We start from the raw sequence: 19,159 nt of genomic DNA, 5'->3' as shown, positions 1-19,159 counted from the left end.
CAGCGGACTCCCGCTTCGCTTGCTGCGTAGGTCTGGACCTGCCGTCGTCGATGAACTGGACGCCTTCGCACTGTCAGCGACATCCGATCGTGGGGACGCCTCACCTGATCGCTGCCCACCCACGGCACCGAAGACGGGAAGCCGTGGCGGAGACACACCTCGCGACGGGACCGGCAGCCGTGGGGGAGAGTCGCTTTCCGTCCTGAACACGGGAAGGCGCGGTGGCGATGTTGCCCCGAGAGACGTCGGCAAGCGCCGCCTCGACAGCGGTGGCGTGTCAGCAGCTGCCGCATCAGCCGGGCCCTGGGCCGCTTGATCGTGCTGACCCGGGACCGGACTCGGTGAGCGCTTCGAAGCCGGACGCTGGATAAATTGGGGGCGTCTGTACATGGCAGTGCTCGGGCACAACACAGTGGGAAGGGCGGCAACACTTGGCGGACAGGACACCCCAGTCAGAGATAAATATCGACCATATACATCTGGTCATCGGCAGAAACCCAAACGCCTATATCGTTACCGGAGGCTCCCCAGCAATTGAGCCCCTTACATTCGGCATACACAGCCGGCCCCGTCACGGCGCATCTCCAGCTTCCGTCAGTATCGTTATGTTCCCAATGTTTATATTGCAGGCAATTGGGAGGATTACAACTGGATATAAACCTTGCGACATTAGTACTCTTGTCTATCACAGTCCACCAGATCCACTTATTGGCACCGGAACAGTCACCACCATCGTCATCGACCAGCGTAATTTGGCGCACCTCGCCCGGCGCAAGAACAATGGTATCGGGCCCATATGGCTTTTTCATACACCCTTGATCATTATAATCTATTTCAATGCAATGATTTGATTGATTGTAAAATGTTATCAGATGATTGGCTGACATTTTTCACCCCATTAATCGAAAAACATTAATCTGAATTCAGCTCCCCCAACTCTCAAGGTTTGTAAAGCCACCACTACCCAATGGAATCCATGTAATTGACACATCTGCATAGACGGGCTTGCCTGACGTCGTGCGTGCATCAAAGGTACACGTGCTCCCCGTCGCGATAGGTACAGTCGTACCGGCTCCGCCGCGGCCGAGCGTCGTACCTACGATCGCCGCAGCGCGCAGTGCATAAGAGTCACCCTCGGCCGGACTGACCGTGGCGATGATTTCCGCGGCACCGAATTGCGTATCGTCCGCATTGACATCCACCACGATGTAACCATCGGTCACCGCCGTGCCCTGCAAAAAGTCGGAGGCGTCGAGCTGAATTCTCTTTTTTCGCGTTACCGCCCTCCCGAAACAACGCAGTGGTCCGTCCGGAGCAACCATAAAACCGCCTCCAACAGATAGCTTTCCACTGGAATTAATTGTTACCTCACCGCCCGGTGAAACTAGAAAATTTCTATTACCAGCCGACCCGATAGCCAGCGTCCCAGCCATATTGAGATCGCCGTCGTCCGTCACTTCAAAGACCTGGTCCGCCAGCGCGCCGATCTTCTTGACCGACATGGCATCGGTGCTGAGCGCCCCGTTTACATGCAGGTTTCCGTGTACAAAAAGATCGCCGTCCGCAGTGGTGCTGCCGCCCGTCACTTGAAATGCGCCATTGATCGTGAGCGGCCCCGGGATCGGATTCTGAAGTTTGCCGCTGATGCCCCCGGTCACGTTCAACGGGCCGGTCACATTCAGCGTTCCATCGACGGTCTCGTTACCTGTCACTTCCAGGTCACCGGCCACCTTGAGCGCGTTCGCACCACTTCCCTTGATGGTCTTGTCGATCACCAGATCGCTCGTCACCTCGATGCTTCCATCGGGCGTATACGGGCCGATCTTGTCTGCATCGATCTCGGAGGCGGCCTTGAGCGAGCCAGCCGAGGTGACCTCCAGGCTGGAGACCCTGCACGGGCCGCTCACATCGAGTGCATATTGGGCGTCGATCGTATCGACGTTGATCGAGACTGTTCTCGGCACGCTGGCAGCACTGCCGTTATCGGTCACGCTGAGCCCTCGGAGCGGCTCCGCCGCCGTTGCACCGACCGTCAGCAATGGGGCAGCGTTCGTCGGGTCGACAGGCCAACGCGAGATGCTGCACGCCCCCCTTACCTCGAGCGCGTTGTTGCCGCTCAGCGCACCACCCTCGACGTTGACCCCGACGCTGTTCGGCACGCGTGCGCCGCCTCCATTCTGGGCGACGGACAGCGCCTCCGGAAGGTTCGCATCGGCGGGATGTACGCCCCCGGCGGCCAGCAACACCGATGGCGTCACCGAAAATGCCGACAACTTCGGGCCATTACCCGTCGCGGTGCCGGGCGACATACCGACGACCTTCAATTGCGTATCGCTGATCACTTGTTGGACGCGCAACGTCTTCTGGCTGTTTTCGGTGGACGCGTCGATGACGAGTTTGTCCCCGGGCAGCAAGCCTTGCGGAAAAGTACCGCCCTCGCACGTCACGGTCGTGCCGCTCGCGTAGACCAAACCCGGGCCCGCTACCGCAGCGTCGTTTGCGTGCCGAATGGCGTATGGCGCCGGCCCGAGGTCGATAGCAAACCTCGCATCGATCTCCACTTCGGTCGTCGAAATGACGTTGGCAATCGTGGCAGTCTGCGCGGGTACGTAATCGTATGTGAGAACCTGTCCGACTTTCACCTCGCTCAGAAATTGCGTTTGATAGCCGACGACCGTGCCATCGTCCTGCAACGATATGAGCCCCGTTGCGACCTTGGGACCGACGTTGCCCTGCCGGATCGTCAGATGTGCCCCGGAGGTATCGGCATCCCCTATACAGACATTCCCCTCCTCGTAGTAGAGACCGTTGCCGTCCCGCGTCCAGTAGTTCGACGATGGCAGCGTCAACCCCGAACCATCTCCCACGAACGATCCGTTGAAATTGCCCGTGAAGGTGCCGTTGGCCGTCAGCATTTGCGCCGTCACCGCGCCGTCCAGGTCGATCTGCGGCGCTTTGATGCTGAGCCGGCCGGGCGCAGTGGCTGCCACGGCCATCGGCGCGGGATCGGGACTCATATCGCTCCCGTCGACGAACGCAACCGATTGCAACACTGCGCCAACGTGGCGCCGCATGTACTGACCGTAGTTGTAGTAGACGCTCTGTATCGCACCGCCGGAAACGGAGATCACCGCGAGCAAAACGTCCGCGTCGTCAGGATCGTAGTCCTGCACGCAGGCAATCTGGGGTTGCTCCACCCAGCGCTTATAGCCATCCCCATACGTGTTGCTCACGTACTGGTCGAGCGCCTGCGCATAACTGATGATCAAGTAATTCTGGCTGCCGTCGATGAACGCTCCGACCGGGCTGGCACCCGGGTAAGACGCGTCCTGCGTCAGCACGATCAGTCGCCCCGCGGAATCGAGCGCCTTGCCCGCACGCACGGTCAGTTGCGCCTGGCCAAAAGTCCATTCGACATCGAGTCCCTCCATGACGCCCGCCGTGAACACCCCCTGGCTCAACTGCTCGCGCATTTGTTTGTGGTAGCGCTGCTCGTCGCGGAAATCATCGGTCAGCAGTGCTTCCCCGGAGAAGTACGCCACGCGGGAGATCGCATTCGTGTCCATAAGTTCTCGGTCCTCGTCAATTCTGTGCGTGCGTGGGCGAACGTCCCCGCAGCGAGTAATTGTGCTTACCGCCACCACCGGTTACCGCGAAGTTCACGACGTAGGTCGTCAGCGCGGGTTTAGCCGTGTCGAGGACGACACACAAGGCGCGGTAATAGGCCTGCACCGCCGCCTTTTCCTCCGGGGCCGTTGCCGACGGTCCGAGCGAAAACGTCACGTCGACCTCGAACCGCCACGGGACATACGCCACGAGTTGAGTGTCGTCCACCTCGATATCGATACCTGTACGCACGATCTTGGGCCCGACCTCGTCCGAAATCACGACAGCCTCCCGAGGGTCCGGGTAACTGTCGCGCAGATGAAACGCCGGCTTCGCCTGCGCATCCTCGTCGCGAACGATCAGCGTGGGCCGCACGCAATCGGCAACCGTGATCGGCTCAGCCGTCACGTCCTTGAACGCGGGCGTATTCGCGGCGAGGCAGGCGTTGAGCAGCCACTCCATGCCCATCGGCGTACCGCGGGCCCGCCCGAACGCGAACGCCTGCGCGATCAGCTTTCGGGAATCGTCGATCGACCAGTTCTTGTCGACCGGAAAGCCCACCGTCGCGCCGAGCCACTCGAGGAACGCCCTCGCCCAGACCTCGATCGGAGAAGCGGCCGTGCGCCCGCCTGTGTACCGAGGCATGCCCACGTAGCTCGCGAGCGTATCGAACTCCGCCTGCTTTTTCTGGCTGCTCGTTTCCCCCGACAACTTCGGCATGAACGTGGTGTCGCCCGTAAACAGAAAGCTCCAACGGGGATAGAACAGGTTGCCGATGACGTTCGCGGCCAGCAACTCGCGTACGCCCGCTCGAGAAGCAACCGTCGGGTCGAGTTTGCGGTTCGCCTCCTCGAGCTCGCCTGCATCGGCAAGCCCCGAAAGCAGTTTCTCGAATATCTTGAGGTAGAAGGCTCCGAGCGGCACGCCGGTAGCGGCGTCCGTATCGGCGTTATCGGCGTAACAGGCCGGCAGATAACCGAGGTAGCTCGAGGGAACGGTGGTCAGTGTGCTCGCATTGCTGTTAGTCATCGCCCAGCTCCTGCACCGTCACCCATGCGCCATGCAAGCGCGGCAATCCTCGCGCCAGTTGCTCCGGCACAACCGGATTGCGCGCCGATGCCGCTTGCGGGCGAAACACCTCGACCGCTACGCCCCGAATCCGATCGACGCCCGCCACGGACTCGATCAACGGCAACAGCGATTCCGAATCCAGCGAGACGCCATAGGCCCAGTCGCGCCCCCCGTCCAGGCGTACGGGCTGTACCGCCCGTTGCAACGCGGACAATACGGCTGCCGCCACCTCATCGGCACGTTCGCGCGCGAAGCACGAGACCACGCATTCGACATCCAGATAAACCAATTGCGCGCTGCTGACCGACATCGCATTGCCCAAAAGCGCGCGAGCGGCCAGGTATCGCCTGACGCTTTTGAGTAACGCCGACTCCTGCGCAATCGATTGTGCGTCGCCGATCGGGGACGTCAGCGATATCGAGAACGTACCGCTCGCGTCGCCCGTGGGCGCCGAGTACGTGCACGCGGCGTCGCTTACGAGAAACAGATCGGTCGCATCGCCGCGCCGTTGTTGACACAACCGAGCGACGTGCGATGTCGCCGCGCCCTTTTGCGCCTGTGCGTCGATAAATGCATTCGACGCCTGGACGAGCGCGGCAAGATCCGCAGGCGTGATCGCGAGGAACGGCGTACGCCGGAACGCGACGACCGCCTCTTGCAACGCGGCGAAGCCGACCGGTGCCCCCATTTCGACCTGCTCCAGCGTGTTCTTGAGCGTCTCGTACGCGCCATCCTGCGACTGCGTATCCGCGTACTTCGAATAGGGGAAATCCGTGGCGTAGTGCGCTTCCGACGGCAGCGAGATGGCGCTCGACAGACCCAAGACCCAGCGCAACATGTTGCGATAGGTCTCGAGCGGCACCGCATTGGCCGTATAAGCCGTGCCGTCGCATAGCCACGCCAGCATTTGCAGCAGCGTGATACCGGGATCCGACGGGTTGTAGTCGGTCCACCCGGGAGCAATCCCTTGAATGCTGCGCACCAGTTGGTCGACAACCTGCTCCGCTCGCATGACATCGAGATTCGGCAGATCGAAACTCATGATTGCGCCGCCTCGAGGAAACGAACGTCGATCGCACCGGCCGCGGGCGCCTCGTACGGCGCAAGCGGTACGTCGGTCGTCAGTCCGCACAGCGCCAAGGCCATGACGCCCGTTACCGTCGTATTCGATGCGAGCAGGAACGCGCGAACGGCCGGGTACCGCATCGGCTCGCCGATAGGCCAGCCCTTTGCCGCCGGGCCCCCACGCACGGGATGAAGAAACCGCGTCAATTGCGCGCCAATCTCCGCTTTCAACGGGGCCCATGCGGATTTTGGCGCGTTCGTCTCCAACACCACCGCTACGTCGATGCGCCGGAACGACGGCCGCCGGGCAGTGGTGCGTGCGGCAAGTGCCGGGGTGCTGCGCGCGCGGACGTAAGTCAGCACGTCGTCCAGCGTCGACATGGGCGTGAGGGGCTCCGGGTCGTTCGATGCGGCCAGCACCACCAATTCGAGCCGCGGCCAGTGGCCGATGACGCGCTGCGCCGGTTGTGCCGGCCCGTTGTTCGGCTGAAGCGATATGGGCGACGCGGCAGCCTCCTGCGCGAGCATGGGCGCTACCGCATGCTCGATCGCGCGCACGCGCGCTACGGCCGCACTCGCGACGCGGGCGAGCGCCTCAGCGTCCGCCGCCGTCACCGCGCGGTCGTTTGCGCGCACGAGCCCGGGGCCGCTCCCCACCAGATCGACCACACGATCGGCATCGGCGCCGCCATGGGCGGACACCGGATTCGTGACATGGAGGATCCCCGTCGTCGCGTTATACAAGACCGCAAGTTCGCCGGCCGCGACGTTCCCGCCCGCGCCGAGCGTCGTCGCGTAACATGTCGCAATGACATTGTTGGCACCGGGCGGCGGGATCTTGCCATGATGGCCGTCTCCGAAGACGATCGCACCGGAGATGACGTCGACAACGAAAATCCGCTCGTCCGGCCCGTGTCCGACGAAACTGTCCGCGCGCGACCACGCGTATGCGATGCGCTGTTGAGGCGAGGCCGAGCCGATGACGGTCGAGTCGGGGCTCGCCGGTTCCACGACCTGCACCTCGACCGCGTATTGCGCATCGCTGCCCATCTCCAGAAGCACCTGGCTGGCACCAGCGGCCGTCGTTGCGACCTGGCTCAGCGCGAATTGCTGCCCTGGCTGCCCGTTGCTCGAGCCGAGCACCTCGTTGCGACAGATGCTGCGATTGGATCCGCCCACGGCATTCGGGTAAAGACCGCGGAGCCGGAGCGGATGCCTGCGACGCGGACACAGCACGCGCAGCCAGCATGCCGTTTGAGAGAAAAACGCGGCCGCCCGCAGCCCGGCAGGCACGCTGAAGGTGAGCGCTCCGCTGCGCGCCAGTCCCACGTCGGCAACGTCGATCGCGAGCGGCTGCCACGCTCCGTTCGACACGTCGAACCATTGCCATTGTCCAGCGTCGCTCGTACCAAGATGTTCGTCCGCCGGCTCGACATCGAAATACAACGTCAGCTGCTGGCCCAAACCATAAGCAAGCAGGCCCGGTGCGTCGAATCCGAGGTATAGGGCTGCTCCCTCATCCGCCAGCGGCCTATACGGCTCATAAGGCGCGACGATCTGCGCATCGAGTTGAAACGCGTTGTGCGCCCATACCGAGGCAGGCGTACCGCCACTCGCATATTCGATCACCATCGACTGCACGAACGGCGGATCGAATCCTGTGGTCGAATCGCCGTAATCGCCGGAGGTCAGCATCGCCCGAATCCATAGGCCCTGACTGCCGACAACCGTGGTTTGCGACATGCGAGGGCAAACAAACGAAATCGTTCCACTTGCCGTCAGATCCTGCGTTTCGTCGACGAACCTGTATGAATCGCCCGTCTGCGCAAAGGGGCACCAGGCACCGTTCCAGTATTGCCATTCGACGGTTGCCTGATGTTGGGTCGTCGGCGGCGAAACGGTCAGCGTCATCGTGATCGGCACGCCCGGCTGCGCGAATGCGCAATCGCAGCGGATGCTGAAGCAGTCGTTGACTGCCGGGGTCCTGCCGAACGCGTAGGCACCGTTCTTCAGATCGATGCCGATCCCGTTGACCGCCGCTTGCTGCGGCAGAGCCGAGAGCATTCCGAAATCACACCAGGCCGTTTCGATCCGAGGCAGATAACCGTCCAATGCCGGAACCACACCTGCGTCGGCGGCAGGCTCGCAGACAAGCCAGTAGATCGGCGTCGACATGTCGTCCGCAAAGGACGGATCCGCCAGATCCAATGAGCGCCCCGCACGCAACGATAGCGCCGCGTGCAGCGCTGCAACCGTCTGTGCCGCGGCGTTCGGCATGGACGCAAACTCGATGGTGCACAACGTCGCATCGGCGGATCCCCATACCGTGACGGGCAGTGGGCTCAGGGCACCGTCGTACCATCGCTGGAAATACGCGGGTGCGAGCCGTTGTCCCCGCAACGTCAAGGTCATTCGGCTCGCCGCGGAACCGGGCTTGAAAAGCACGCCGTCCCCCAGGAGCAGAGCGTGACCGAAATCGGCTCCGTCATCGCGAAGCCCGCCACCGGGGAAGATCGCGGCGGGCTCGCCGCCCGCCCATAGCGCCTGCATATCCTGGTAGCGATCGAGCCGTGGCGTCACACGCAAGGCCGCACAGAGCGCAGTCGGCAAAACCTGGAGGTCGGCATCGGTTTCGAAACGAACACGCCGTGTCGACGAATCGAGGACAGCGGTGCCCTTCGGCAACAGCATCGAGGGCTTGTTCGACGCGAGCGAAAACCAAAGCGGCACCGACGCACATGCGGCCGGCCTCAACGTCATGTCGAGGAAGCGATACAGCGCGAGCTGACGCTGCATCGGAATGGCGTTTTGCACGTTAGCCAAGCCTTGCCCCAGCAGGGAAAAAAGCTTCAGCAAGACGAGGCCCGGGTCCTGCGCAACGGCGTCCACGTTTATCCCGTCGTCGTCCGGCAACCCCCATTCCGGGCAATACATCCGGGCCAGAGCGAGCGCATCGGCAAAGTAGGCGGACGCCGTGCGTTGATCGAAGATCGGCGTGCTCATCCCCGTCTCACTTCAAGTAGAACGGATAGACGAGATTGCCCGCCCTGTTCGTCGTTCGCACGACGTAATCGATCGCGATCTGCAAAACGTTGGGCGCTTTGGGATCGACATCGACGGTAACGGCTGGCGGCTCTATGCGCGGCTCCCAGAGCCGAAGCGCCTCGTTCACGTATGCCTGCGCAAGCGCGCGCGTCGCATTGCTGTCCGGCGCGAACACGAGTTCGCCGAGGCGGCAGCCGAACGTCGGCATCAACACCCGCTCCCCCGGCACCGTGCGCAAGATGATCAGGATCGACTGGCGAATCTTTTCCTCCCCCGTGCTCCATCGCAATCGGCCGGACGTCGAAAGTCCAATCGGAAAAGACCATCCCCTGCCCAAAAAATCATTGTCGACCAGCATCAGTCGTCTCCCGGCGTCGGTGTTCCGATATAAACCCCCGCCGGCTGTCTGACCTGCACGCCGGGTGGCGGCGTTTGCGGGACCTCGGTGCACGTTCTGCACTGGTCGGTCGCCCTCGCCACATTGTTGCCGTTCGCTCGCACCTTGATGCCGCACCTCGTGATCTCCCCCATGTTCGAGGGCGGTAGCGTGAAGGTGTCCGATGGAGGAGGAATATGGAGTTGCTGATTACGGACCTTGGACTGGATCGTCGCCACCGCCATTCCGTTGACCCGGACTTTCGCGACGAGCGTGGAGGGATCGAATGTCCCATCAAAGACAAACGACATGGGCTGCGTCTCCCCTGTCTCGGCATTGGCGACTGTGTGGGTATCCATCACAGGCCCTATTCCGTCACCCGCCTTGGCGATAAGCTGTTTCATGTTCCGCTCGCTTTCCTGGTCGGCCAATCATCCTTCCTGCGCATTCAGATCGATTTCGTTTCCTTCGATCGTCACGTTCTGGGTGCCTTTCACTACGATCTTGTCCCCCTGCAGCGTTATCGTTCCCTTGGCGCTGATCGACATATCTCCCTGGCTCACGATGGAGATTTCGCTCTTCTTGGTATCGATGCGCACGAGGTTCTGCTTTTCGTCCGTGATTTCGATCGACGAGCTCTCCGAATCGTCGAACGTAATCGACTTGTTCTTGGTTCGGACAATCCATACCTGCTGCTGTTTCTCGGGATCGTCCACGAGCGGCTTGGCCTTCCCGTCCCAGGTAAAGCCCATGACATAGCCGATGCTGCGATCGTCAGTGGCAAACGCCACCAATGCGTGCGCGTCCGTTTGCGGCAGTGCGAACATGCCGTATCCCGGGCCGGCGAATGGACTCGCAAGCTGGAGCCAGTCCGATACCAATCCGTCCGCAAATGTGACCTGAACGCGGCCCAGCCGCAGTGGATCGTCGAGGCTCGTGACCGGCGCCAGCTCGAGCCTCAGTTGCGCGCTCATGCCGCACTCCTTCTCAGCGTGAGAATCGTGCCGTTGCCGTGGCGCTCGAAGCGGTGCTCGCTCTTCACCACGAGATACGGGCCATCGAACAGGCTGTTTGTCCCTTCCAGTTTGATGCTCACGCCCGCCACCGCATGAACGTTCACCGTTTCCAGCGCCACGGTCCCCTCGATAAGCGCGTCTTGCAGATAGGCAAGCCCCGCCGCGGCCGCGAAATTCAGGGCCGCCGTATCGTCCAGGTCTGGGCGCCTGAGCGTCACCGTGGCCGGCGCGGGCGTGGCTCCGTTCGCACTCGCGGCCGCACCGTCGCCGCCCGCTCCACCCTCGGGCGAACTGGCCGCCGCGCCTTCCGAATTTGCCCCCGCCTCGCCCTCGGGCCATTGGCCACTTGAAACGCTGTAGCCATACGCCGCCACGGACGCAGTCGACTCCGGCGCGCGCATATCCAACTTGATCGTTTTGATTTGTTGCTTATAAGCGAGCGTCGGCCCCTGCGGCCGAGGTTCCGGCGGCTGCGGCGGCGCCGACGGAACCGGCCTCGCTGTCGAATCCGCCGGCTCAGCCGGCTTCGGCGGGGGAGGCATCACGTTGCCTCGCACGAAGAGCGTCTCCTTTCCGTTTTCCCATCCGACCATGCACTCGTAATTGGCTTGCCGGCATCGCCGCATGAGAAATTCGTAGCCGCTTTCGCTATCTTGAAGCACATAGGGATGCGTTCTCGTATCCAACCCGGAGGGCGACACGTTCATGCTTGCCAAAGACGCCACGGAGCTGAACATGTCCCCGTCGCTCTGTTCGACAAACGCCTTCGTATACGCCCCGTTGCGCAGGGCGTGCAGTTTGTCGAAAGCCGTCACGGTGATGGTCGAACGGCTGCCCGGCTCGGCGATCGCGTCGATGGTAACGGCGCTGATATACATCGGGGCAAAGACGACCTGGGCGGCGGGCGTCCCGGGGATCTTCAACTTCGCGCCAGGCTGGAATGTATCGAGACTCTTATCGAGCCAAGGGTCTCCGCCGTCTTCTATATCGAAGACGAGCTGGCACATCGCAGGCAGATTGATTTCCTGGACGACGACGACGGACGCCAATGCAGCTTCGGCGACGGCCGCCAACCTCACGTCATTGCACGTAATGGCACCGAACTCCGCAGCGTTGCGCGCGACCCCGAACGGAAGACTGCTCCCGCCGCCTGTCAAGGCTCCAGCGGTATCGCCACCTTCGGCAGCATTGCGCACGGTTGGGAGCGAATTGCCGCTATCGTTCGGATCAGACATAGTCCGATGCTCCTGGCGGCTCGAAGGTTTCTCCGTGCGTATCCGGTATTGCGATGATGGCGCCTGTCCACTGCGGCCCGGGAAAGCCTGCCGGATCGTAAATGCCGTTCGCATCGGCGATCAGGCGCCATTGCGCGGCATCCCCCAGCGCGGCATAAGCGATCGAATCCAAACGATCGGTTGCCGCGACGGTCCATAGCTTGCGGCAATTGTCGAGCCCTCTTGCCGCAAGCTCCTGCGCATCGGTCAGCACCTCCTTGAACGTAACCGTCAGCTCGGCCCGGACCGGCATTCCCGTGGCAAGAAACATCGTGAACTTTTGCGCGACATGGATAACGATGCCGGTGAAAAGATTGTCCGCCCAGGCGAACCGCACGGTCGGCGGCACCTTCGGACCTTTCCGGCTCGAAGGCCGCGGCTCGGTCAGCGCGAGGATCTTGTTCGTCCACACTCGAACGTCCGTCTTGTCTTCGAAGGTGTCGAAAAAGAGCGACACGACGAGATCTTCCGGCTCCGTTCGATGAAACATGACGTTCTTGCCCCACCCATCCACCACCGCCCGCTGCCCCAGCGACAGATCCGTGGGGTTGTACATCACGTTGATCCTTTGCTTGCCGAGCTCGCCTCCAGTGCCCTCCACCACGATATGCGCACGCGCCAAGCCACCGGGCCACGAAAGGCCGCCCAATGCCATCGTGTTTCTCGCCAGCATCAGCGCCCTCCCGATTTTCGATAACGTTCCGCGCTCTCGCGCCGGTCAATCTGCGTCATTACGCCATTCGCCAGCCGCCCCATCGTCTGTTCCGAAAAAATCGTCTCTTGTAGCAGCGGCATGAGGATACGGTGCATCTCGGCTGCGTCGGCGGCCATTCGGATCGTCTCTCGTATCGGCTCGTCGCGATCGGCGATCGAAGCCGGGCGAGGTTCGTGAATGGCCCGCATCGGCCTTGCCGCCGCGTTCGCCTGCCCCGCCCGCTCTTCGTGCGCGGCACGTCTGCGCAGTATCCGTTGCACAGGCTCCGCGGCAACGCCGTATGCGGCGAGAGCCGCGAGCGCCACGATACGCGGCCGATCGAGCCTGGGCCGCAGGCGTTCTGTCGCCGGTGCATGCCCACGCTCCGATACCTGGCGCAGGACAATCGAGCGCCCCGATGCCGTCACGCGGGACCGGACCGCGGCCGCACGGGCAACGCCGGGCGCACGATGGGGCTTGATGCCCGGCGAAATGCCATCCAGTGCGTTCCTCGATCGCCGGTCAAACTCGATGATCGACTCCGGGGGCGGTCGTCGGCCCCGCCTGGGCGCTTTGATCTTGAGTCGCCCTGGCGCGGCATGGCCCCTGATATGTCGCCCCGCCCCGAACGCATCGGCCGTCCGCAGCGGGGGCGACCACGGCTGGCTGCGCCGATGCCGATGAGTACCCGCGGGAGCGCTCGAGCGCGACTCCGGTACGCCGAGGCGCCGCGCCGGAACGGAGAGCCGAGCAGCCGCAACGGCGGTTGGCGATATCGACGGCTGGCTTGCGCGCCCGCGTTTGCTCCGCACGTGGTGCTCGGTTGGCATGGGTTGCCGCGATCGCGCTGGCGTGCGGCCCCGCTCGCGTCCATCACGCATGAAACGCGGCGCGCGGTGCATGGTCGATACGCCGGGCGTCGCGGCGTGTACGAATCCCGCGGCGCGCGTGGCGTGTACGACGATGCGCTTGCTCCTGCCCCGGCCTGCCCCGCCGCTGAAATCCGCGTGCGTGCGTACCGCACGGATCGTCGTCGTATCGGTCGCTGTCGTATCGGTCGCGGTCCTTGCGATGAGCGTTCGGGTAACAGCGATTCGCGGCACCGCTGACGCCGGCAACGCACGTCGTGCGATGGCAACTCGCGCGGGCCGCAATTGTCCGGCGTCCGCCCGAGACGAAAGGCGCCTGGCCATCGCTACACCCGTTCCTTGCGACCTCGAAGAATTGCTTCGCTGTATAGAGCAGACGCGCCGCTCGACTCGCTGCAACACACGCTCCGCTCGCCATCGCCTGGGCAACGCAAACGCAAATCGCGGCGGGAATTGCATCCGCCACGGGTAGCGCGATAACACGCCCACCGTCCGATAAAGCCGACCGCTGACCCGCCGCCCAAACCGGACGGCCGCAGGCAGGCGTTTCGTCGACGATGGACTCGAATCGCGCGGCATGGCTAGAACAAGTGAGACGCGACTGACTTGGCAGCGTTGAACAGCGACCTTGCGTCAATTGTTTTTTCGATTCGATCGATTGCAAGAGTCATTTGCTGAACGGCAATCATGCTCTGCGAAGCATCGAGCTGTGCACCTTCGAGCGCGATCGGCCACGCGCCGTAGAAACTCCATGCTGCTACAGGCATGCCGATTGCCGGCAACCCGCTGATTTTCGTGCCCATGATGTCGATGGGCGATGGCCTGTGAAGATCGGACATTAAAATGATCGTCCCGTTCATCCGCCATACGCGTCCCGAAATGGTCTGGCTGTACCATCGCCACATCGGATCCGACAGCGTCAGGCCCTTTCTGAACACGAGTTCGTTGCACGTGGACTGGCCGGGCAGCTTGTGCTCGTAGTCATTGACCCCTCCTTCTCTCACCGTTCGAACTTCCGTGCGCCACCCAACGCCCGAGATTGAATTGAAGCCGCCCAAAGGGTTCATTCCGAGCACGACCCGGAAGCTGTACGCCTTGAATGGATCAAGCGCCAATCCTTTGAGTGCCTGTACTGCGCCCAACGATTCCAATGCGCGCGCCGCGCCGCCGAGAGAAAAGCTCATGCGTCACCATCAGAGAAACGGAGGTCGACTCACTGCGTCCTGTGCTTATCCCAACTCACGCAGGTCGATCCCGAGCGACCGCTCCGGCTGTTGATCGGCCGAATTGATCTTGTCGTTGATTTTGCTGATTTCCTCGCACCAGCGCCGCCGGTCTGCATGGGCCAGCGCGAGAATGTCCGCATGCGACCAGTGAAAGTGATAGGCGATGAACGCTATCTCTTCGTAAAGCTGGCTTGAACCGGCAGCGCTTCGACGTTTCCCGGCAGGCTCGCTCGCATGTCCGACGGCAACTCGGCTGCCGTACTGTCCTGGTCCACGCCGTTGATTTCGTCATAAAGCTTCTGCAGGTAGTTGAAGTCCCGCAGAAACAAGTCTTCGATAACCGAGGTCGACATCACTTCGAGCTTGTCGAGCGTCACCACGCGCGCGAGCAGTACCGCCGTAAGGTAAGCGGCATTGGCTTGCACGCGGTGATCTCTCATGGCATAGATTTCGTCGCCCGCCGTAGCCAGACGCATAACGCCTTCGCGATAGAGATAGCCGTCTGGCCCCCGATAGCCAATCGGCAATACGAACGGGTACTCGGTACTGATCGGATCCATCGCTGTTCCCTCTCCGGTTGATCACTTCATCCGCTTCATGTATTCGATCGCAAGTTCGAGCGTCTCGATCATGACTTCCGCGCTGCTCGCGTTGAGCCCCGTCGTCTGATAGACGGTCGGCCACGCATTGAACAGGGACCATTGCGCCGCCGTCGAGCCGTCGGTATCGAGCAACGTGATCGAAGCGCTACGGCGCGCGTTCGGCGCAGACGTGCCTCGCTGCACGACCTGGTAATGCCAGTTGTAAAGGTCCATCGAGTAAGTCATCCCTTTTTTCAGCGTGACCCGGCCGTAAGAGGTCAGCCCCGAAAGGGTTCGTCGGAAAGAAGGATCGGTTCCTTCCCGATAGTCGACCGTATCGACGGTGACGTCCGGCACGTTGACTTCCGAAAACGCGGCGACGATGATGCCGGTGATCTCCACGCGAAACCGGAAGCCGCGAAACGGGTCCCGTTGGGTAGGCGTCTGAGTAGCCATAAAATCGCTCCGTTAGGATCCCGAGCTCGACGTCGATGTCATCTGCGCCACGCGGATCACGACGAATTCCGCGGGATAAAGGACGGCCAGCCCCACATCGATATTGAGAACGCCCTGCGTGCGCAGCGAGGGGGGGTTGTTCGTAACGTCGCACGTGACAAAGAACGCGTCATCGGCCGTACTGCCGAACAGCGCTCCCTGGTGCCACAGCAGTGTCAGGAACGCGGTGATCTCCCGCACGACGGTTGCCCATAACAGCTCGCTGTTGGGTTCGAAAACCACCCATTCGAGGCTCGCACGCAGGCTCTGCTCGACGAACGTCACGAAACGGCGCACGGCAACGTACTGCCATTGACCCGCGGCTAGCGTGCGGGCGCCGTAAATCGTAATGCCGTAACCGGGAATGTTGCGGATCGCGTTGATTCCGTGGGGGTTCAGCAAGTCCTGATCGCTATCGGTCAGCCACCCCGTCAACGCCATTGCGGTCGCAATCCGCCCCGTACGCACACCTGCCGGAGAAACGTGGACGCCTGCGACCAGGTCGGTCGTGGCATAGCGGCCCAGCACCGGACCGCTCGGCGGGATGGGGACATTGGTGCCCGAGCTCTGGTTCAAGACAAGCGGCCAAGGGTAATAGATCGCGGCATTCTCATAGATCAGCGGCGACGTATTGGTGCCGCCAGCGACGAACGTAACGATATTGGTCGTGTTTGTCGGATCGCTTACGTACGGGGCATCTATCACGTAGAAGAGATTCGGTAGCTTCTGGCACTGAGCCATCACCGATGTAATGACGTCGGTGATCTGTGTAATCGACGTCATCTGCGTTGTCAATTCGACCACGGCCGCGTCCGGAGTTGCGACAAGACTTGCGTCCGGCACCGACGCCAGTACGGGAATGGCCTTCGCGTACAACGAGCTGAGCGGAATGGTACTTCCGCTGCTCATTTGGTGGGGCGTAACAGAGCGAGCACCTTGCTGACCGGTTGTTGGTTTCACTCCGGTCACCCGAATAAACATCGATGCGCTGTTGATCTGCAATTGCAGCGGGCATAAGCCGCCGCCGCTGGGAGTCTTCAGGCTCGAAGCCGTAAATACGCCAAACGATTCAAGCGTATAAAATCCGTTTACATTCTTGATAGAGTTGTTCTTTACATAAACCGAGAGCAGTTTATCCCATACCGTGGCGGCAGTCGCGGCCAGAGCCGATGCCGCCACCATCACATTGATCGAGAAATAATTGGAAGCTTTACCTGCTGACGGCACGGGGCCGGCATCCAGAATCGCAATCTGGAGAGTATTCGCCCAACTGCCGGCGCTTGCCGCGCTGAACGTGTAGCTGCCAGTACAATCGACCACCGTAACTTTCGCCGTCGACTTCGACGTCTGCGGTAGATCCGTCGGAGGCAGCCCAATCACATAACAAAGCGCCCCTCCCTCCATGAAAAACTCGTAGACGGCGAAGGAAGCGTAAGCCCCCCAGACATTTGCGCCGTATCGCGTCTGATAATCGCCCCAACTGGTCACCTGCCGGGCGACGTACGCGTCCTCGTCGGCCAGCTTTTCGGTCAAGCCGATGAATACGGGGATCGAGGTCGATACGCCCTGGATCGTCGGAACGCCTGGCAGCTCCTGAATATAGACGCCAGGATGCTGATAACTGATACCGTCTGCCATGCTCGAATCCTCCTTAGGCTAGGCCTTCGCCGGCTGCAGATCGGCGTTTGCAATGGTTTGCATCGACCGGGCCACCGCTACCTGGCCGAACCACGGTGTATAGCCGTCCTTCGTGAAACGCAGACTCACGTCCGGCGCGCCCGTGGCAGACGAAAGCACGAGCGAATAGCGTCCGTTGCAGGGATCTTCGTCGTCCGGCGATCCGTACGATCGCGCTTTGCCGTAATGCCACGCACCCAAGCGGTCGGAAAACAGCGCGAACACATCTACGCCCGCCAGCGGCTTACCCGTGCTTGTCACCTGCCCACAAACGATCGTGGTGCCGGCCGGGTACGGATAGACCGGGCTCGGCTCCAATTGGCACACGACGATCGATTCCGCGAGCGGCCGCGTGAGCGGAAACGGAATGACCGACAACGTCACCTGTGCATCGAAGAACCCGGCACAGGCAATGTCCAGGCAGTGAGGCGCGCCGTTCTGCAAATGCGTGAACACAAAGAATCCGTCCGCTTTGCGAAGCGGCGTGCATGGGGTCTGGTCGAGCTTGAACAGCACGCTTGCATCCGCTATCGGTTCGCCGGAAAACCCGTCGTTCAGTTGCACGACGGCAGCCAGCCCAGTCTGCACGACCGCTTTTCGTTTCATCCCACCGCCTTTGGTGGAGGATCGGTAACAGTCGCGCCGACCGGATTCACATTCACGGTCATGTCGGCCGACACGCTCGTGGGTGCGGGCAACCGAACCGGAGAGATGGAGTACAACTTGGTCAGGTGATACGCCTTGTTTGGAAACGCGGCCCATAAGTCGCGCAGTACGTGAATCGATGCCGGCTGAGGGACGATTGCAAGGCCGCTGTTTCCGCTGGCCCTCAGCGCCGGACCGATAAAGTCGGATGGTATCCGGCCGCTTCGGTCCAGCAGATTGACGATGCTGCCCGCGATCATCTGCTCGTACTCGGCCGACTGACCATAGACGACGAGCATATAGAGCAGGTCGACCGCCAACGGCGCCGGCGTAAGCGTGAGCGAAGCCAACGACGATGGATTGCTCTGCACCGCGGATAGTGCAGGCGAGGTGTTGCGCAGCTCCGGATTCAGTTCCATCTGGTACAAGTAGAGCGCAAGCTTGTTTTCGTTCTCGCTGTCGAGTTTGGCCGGCGAATCGAATGTGACCGCCGCCTCGGACGCGATACGTGGAACGCTGGCGCAAATGAAGCTCCGTAGCGCGTTACTCACACCCGCTATCACTTGTTCTGCATCGATCGTTGACACGGCCATGAGTTTCAACCTGATAACGTATGAGAAGGGACACCCATGCCCAGGCGCTCTATATTTTTCGGCAGCGCGTTTTTCAGTGTTCCCGCACCGATTGCCTACTCGAGGTTCAGCGTCTTCGGCACGCCGTCGATATACCGAGGAAATTTTCCTGGCAGCTTTGCTACAACGGTAATGCCATCTCCACATGTCGCACTCAGGTGCACTTGCGCGGACGCGCTCCCGCTGGAAGAATTCGCCGCACCCATCATTTCGATGTAAAGCGCAAGATCCAACCCGGCATTCCCACTCGATCCGAAACTCTGCCCCGTCGGCGTAACAAGCTCGATCCTATTGGAAGTAATGGATAGCCGCCCCAAAGCCATTGACCGCCCATCGTACGATGCGATGGATAATGGCGAAGTTGCCTGCGTACCATGCCCCATGGCCCATCGCACGGGTGCCGAACTCCCCGCGGCAAGTTCGATGGCGATCGACTGGCCGCCCGTCAGACCCGCAATCCCTAAAGTAACAAACCAGAAACCAGGCGGCACCTTCGGAATATACCCGCCAATACATCCGTGCCTCCACTCCATTGGCACACCGCAGCCTAATCGCACATAAATACGTGCCGCACTATTAAGCGTGCAATGCCCTTCAATCGAACTGACGCCGTCCGGCACGCACAGCATTGCGGTCAACGTCACAGCGCCCCCTGAAATTGCCCCCGCTCCGGAGAGAAGAGATAACGTTGATTTTGTCAATTCCAGACTTTGGACGCTAAACGATTCAGCCTCGTCTGGCGTCCATGCATTGCAGGAAAATCCCAGATCGTCCCTGCGCTGGCGCTCACCCGCCGACCACGTGACGCCCGGCGTATCGATCACTATTTTCGCGTCGAAATTCGGTGCGAGCTGTACAAAATCGAGCGTCACAGGTATGAAATTCAT

General features: G+C 61.5%; 19 protein-coding genes. All 19 read right to left on the bottom strand.

Translation table 11 applies throughout. The features are described from left to right. Positions 1-452: 452 nt before the first annotated feature. On the bottom strand, positions 453-887 hold the full coding sequence (locus tag U0034_RS18540; RefSeq protein WP_139831204.1) for a hypothetical protein: 435 nt from the start codon (positions 885-887) through the stop codon (positions 453-455). 36 nt (positions 888-923) lie between these two features. After that, positions 924-3,566 carry a translocation/assembly module TamB domain-containing protein gene (locus U0034_RS18535; RefSeq protein ID WP_085229570.1) on the bottom strand — a complete coding sequence of 881 codons (2,643 nt, stop codon included), beginning with the start codon at positions 3,564-3,566 and terminating at the stop codon, positions 924-926. A 16-nt stretch (positions 3,567-3,582) separates the two neighbouring features. Beyond that, on the bottom strand, positions 3,583-4,635 hold the full coding sequence (locus tag U0034_RS18530) for a phage tail protein (protein ID WP_085229569.1): 1,053 nt from the start codon (positions 4,633-4,635) through the stop codon (positions 3,583-3,585). Beyond that, positions 4,628-5,719: a hypothetical protein gene (locus U0034_RS18525; RefSeq protein WP_085229568.1), complete on the bottom strand. Its 1,092-nt coding sequence runs from the start codon at positions 5,717-5,719 to the stop codon at positions 4,628-4,630. The genes U0034_RS18530 and U0034_RS18525 overlap by 8 nt, the downstream gene beginning before the upstream one ends. Then, positions 5,716-8,745, bottom strand: a complete 3,030-nt coding sequence (locus U0034_RS18520) for a baseplate J/gp47 family protein (protein WP_085229567.1) — start codon at positions 8,743-8,745, stop codon at positions 5,716-5,718. Before U0034_RS18520 ends, U0034_RS18525 begins: the two co-directional genes overlap by 4 nt. 7 nt (positions 8,746-8,752) lie before the next feature. Next, positions 8,753-9,145, bottom strand: coding sequence for a GPW/gp25 family protein (locus U0034_RS18515; RefSeq protein WP_085229566.1), 393 nt, complete (start codon positions 9,143-9,145; stop codon positions 8,753-8,755). After that, positions 9,145-9,594, bottom strand: a complete 450-nt coding sequence (locus U0034_RS18510; protein WP_085229565.1) for a PAAR domain-containing protein — start codon at positions 9,592-9,594, stop codon at positions 9,145-9,147. The genes U0034_RS18515 and U0034_RS18510 overlap by 1 nt, the downstream gene beginning before the upstream one ends. Beyond that, a complete protein-coding gene (locus U0034_RS18505) occupies positions 9,595-10,137 on the bottom strand; it encodes a phage baseplate assembly protein V (protein WP_085229564.1) in 543 nt (180 codons plus the stop codon). It lies immediately after the preceding gene. Then, the gene (locus U0034_RS18500; protein WP_085229563.1) at positions 10,134-11,414 is read right to left on the bottom strand and encodes a hypothetical protein; all 1,281 of its coding nucleotides are present in this window, start codon (positions 11,412-11,414) and stop codon (positions 10,134-10,136) included. The genes U0034_RS18505 and U0034_RS18500 overlap by 4 nt, the downstream gene beginning before the upstream one ends. After that, complete coding sequence (locus U0034_RS18495) at positions 11,407-12,126, bottom strand: CIS tube protein (RefSeq protein ID WP_233211974.1); 720 nt, start codon at positions 12,124-12,126, stop codon at positions 11,407-11,409. The genes U0034_RS18500 and U0034_RS18495 overlap by 8 nt, the downstream gene beginning before the upstream one ends. Further along, positions 12,126-12,284, bottom strand: a complete 159-nt coding sequence (locus tag U0034_RS18490) for a hypothetical protein (RefSeq protein WP_158243538.1) — start codon at positions 12,282-12,284, stop codon at positions 12,126-12,128. Before U0034_RS18490 ends, U0034_RS18495 begins: the two co-directional genes overlap by 1 nt. A 1,313-nt stretch (positions 12,285-13,597) precedes the next feature. Then, positions 13,598-14,200 (bottom strand): phage tail protein, encoded by a 603-nt coding sequence (locus tag U0034_RS18485; RefSeq protein ID WP_085229561.1) that lies wholly within the window; start codon positions 14,198-14,200, stop codon positions 13,598-13,600. A gap of 45 nt (positions 14,201-14,245) precedes the next feature. Continuing rightward, a complete protein-coding gene (locus U0034_RS18480; RefSeq protein ID WP_327197056.1) occupies positions 14,246-14,374 on the bottom strand; it encodes a DUF6760 family protein in 129 nt (42 codons plus the stop codon). Positions 14,375-14,412: 38 nt separating this feature from the next. Next, on the bottom strand, positions 14,413-14,802 hold the full coding sequence (locus U0034_RS18475; RefSeq protein ID WP_176072630.1) for a hypothetical protein: 390 nt from the start codon (positions 14,800-14,802) through the stop codon (positions 14,413-14,415). A gap of 21 nt (positions 14,803-14,823) precedes the next feature. After that, a complete protein-coding gene (locus tag U0034_RS18470) occupies positions 14,824-15,279 on the bottom strand; it encodes a phage tail protein (protein WP_085229560.1) in 456 nt (151 codons plus the stop codon). Positions 15,280-15,291: 12 nt separating this feature from the next. Then, positions 15,292-16,956: a phage tail sheath family protein gene (locus U0034_RS18465; protein ID WP_085229559.1), complete on the bottom strand. Its 1,665-nt coding sequence runs from the start codon at positions 16,954-16,956 to the stop codon at positions 15,292-15,294. 18 nt (positions 16,957-16,974) lie between these two features. After that, positions 16,975-17,601 carry a hypothetical protein gene (locus U0034_RS18460; RefSeq protein WP_085229558.1) on the bottom strand — a complete coding sequence of 209 codons (627 nt, stop codon included), beginning with the start codon at positions 17,599-17,601 and terminating at the stop codon, positions 16,975-16,977. Beyond that, a complete protein-coding gene (locus U0034_RS18455; RefSeq protein WP_158243539.1) occupies positions 17,598-18,233 on the bottom strand; it encodes a DUF4255 domain-containing protein in 636 nt (211 codons plus the stop codon). Before U0034_RS18455 ends, U0034_RS18460 begins: the two co-directional genes overlap by 4 nt. A 95-nt stretch (positions 18,234-18,328) precedes the next feature. Then, the gene (locus tag U0034_RS18450; RefSeq protein ID WP_139831203.1) at positions 18,329-19,159 is read right to left on the bottom strand and encodes a hypothetical protein; all 831 of its coding nucleotides are present in this window, start codon (positions 19,157-19,159) and stop codon (positions 18,329-18,331) included.

It is taken from the genome of Trinickia caryophylli (genome assembly GCF_034424545.1).
Lineage (GTDB): Bacteria > Pseudomonadota > Gammaproteobacteria > Burkholderiales > Burkholderiaceae > Trinickia > Trinickia caryophylli.
Note: the sequence above shows the minus strand (reverse complement) of the source record. Positions and strands in the feature narration are given on the sequence as shown.